The 920-nt window shown below is 65.9% G+C and carries 1 protein-coding gene; it reads right to left on the bottom strand.

The window, feature by feature from the left end; genetic code table 11:
* The coding region (hppD, locus tag ALA01S_RS31235) for a 4-hydroxyphenylpyruvate dioxygenase (RefSeq protein ID WP_066343680.1) at positions 1-920 on the bottom strand (920 nt) is incomplete at both ends.

Here is a 920-nt window from a genome sequence, read left to right as displayed (position 1 = left end):
CCCATGAGGGACTGCGAGAAGATCTGCAGCAGCAGCCGCTTGCTGCCGTCGCGGGTGGTGCCGTCCACCAGGATGCCGCGGGCTTTGAGCTCCTCCACCGGCTGGCCGTGGCCGGGCAGGCGTTCCTCCAGCATCTCGTAGTAGATGTCGTTGGGCGCCGTCATCACCGGGATGCCCGCCATCTGCAGCGCGTCCACGCTGGCCAGGATGTCGTCGGTAAGCAGCGCCACGTGCTGTATGCCCTCGCCGTTGAAGGCCATCAGGAACTCCTCGATCTGGCCGGAGCCCTTCTTGGATTCCTCGTTGAGCGGGATGCGGATCATCCCGTCCGGCGCCGTCATGGCCTTGGAGGTCAGGCCCGTGTACTCGCCCTGGATGTCGAAGTAGCGGATCTCGCGGAAGTTGAAGAGCTTCTCGTAGAAGCCCGCCCAATACGCCATGCGCCCGCGGTAGACGTTGTGCGTGAGGTGGTCGATGACCTTGAAGCCGTGGCCCGCCGGGTGGCGCTCCACGCCGTCCAGGAACTCGAAGTCGATGTCGTAGATGCTCTTGCCGTCCTCGAAACGGTCGATCAGGTACAGCGGCGCGCCGCCGATGCCCTTGATGGCCGGCAGCCGCAGCTCCATCGGCCCCGTGGGAATTTCAACAGGCTGCGCGCCCAGCGCCAGCGCGCGGCTGTAGGCCTTGTGCGAGTCCTTCACGCGGAAGGCCATGCCGCAGGCCGAGGGGCCGTGCTCGGCGGCGAAGTACGAGGCCACGCTCTGCGGCTCGTTGTTGACGATGAAGTTGATGTCGCCCTGGCGGTAGAGCAGCACGTCCTTGGAGCGGTGCTTGGCCACCAGGGTGAAGCCCAGCTTCTCGAACAGCGGCTCCAGCAGGCCGGGCGTGGGCGAGGCGAACTCGATGAACTCGAAGCCCAT

The sequence above is a fragment of the Azohydromonas lata NBRC 102462 genome, from assembly GCF_001571085.1.
Taxonomy (GTDB): Bacteria; Pseudomonadota; Gammaproteobacteria; order Burkholderiales; family Burkholderiaceae_C; genus Azohydromonas; species Azohydromonas lata.
This window is presented reverse-complemented; position numbering and strand designations above follow the sequence as displayed.